This window comes from Oleiphilus sp. HI0043, assembly GCF_001634935.1.
The window spans coordinates 1-765 of record NZ_LWEY01000290.1 but is presented as its reverse complement, the minus strand read 5'-3'; the positions used below and the strand labels follow the sequence as shown (position 1 = coordinate 765).

General features: G+C 43.5%; 1 protein-coding gene. It reads right to left on the bottom strand.

All coding sequences use genetic code 11. The annotated features are described in order from the left end of the window. Nucleotides 1-433: PLP-dependent cysteine synthase family protein (locus tag A3729_RS04175; RefSeq protein WP_156497645.1), on the bottom strand; the 433-nt coding region annotated here is incomplete at its 3' end. Nucleotides 434-765: the final 332 nt, after the last annotated feature.

Below are 765 nucleotides of genomic sequence, written 5' to 3'. Positions count from 1 at the left end.
TGGTAAATTGTTGTGGCATCCAGTGATTACTGCCTTTTGTAACTAGTTCGGCAGCTGTTTCAATTGCACCGCCCATGCCTTTTTCTTTTGGTGTTAGTACGAGCTCGGCACCCAGAGCTGTCATGTACTTTCGACGTTCTATAGACATTGACTCCGGCATAACTAGAATCAGCTTATAGCCTTTTACCGCAGCTGCTTGAGCCAGACCGATGCCGGTGTTTCCTGATGTCGGTTCAACAATAACGGTATCTTTGTTGATCTGGTCTGACTTCTCGGCGGCCTCGATCATAGCGAGGCCAATACGGTCTTTAATGCTGCCGCCGGGATTAAAGCGTTCGACCTTCATCCATACTTCGATATCGTCTCGGAAAAGCTTGTTGATTCGTACGTGCGGCGTGTTGCCGATGGTTTCAAGAATGTTGTTATATTTCATTTGAATATTCCCTTTGAGTGGCATTCAGTCATTACAATATACTTGGTTACTGACTTAGCTTACTATTCGAATCAGCTCTCAATACGCAGAGCTTGGAGAGGCACCGGTTGCTGCAAGCAGTATTGGGCTTAGCGAGTTGTTTTGCATGATGAGAGAGTGAAATGCGCATAGCTAAAAATCGTCAGAAATGAGGTCGCCAATAGGGTAAACTATCGGCCATAAAAACGATACACTTAGGCGCTAAATAGTAGGCACCATAATTTACTGTACTTGCTCCAAAATTCAATAAAACTTATTTTCAGTATATAGACTAATAAAGGAAACAAAGCGAA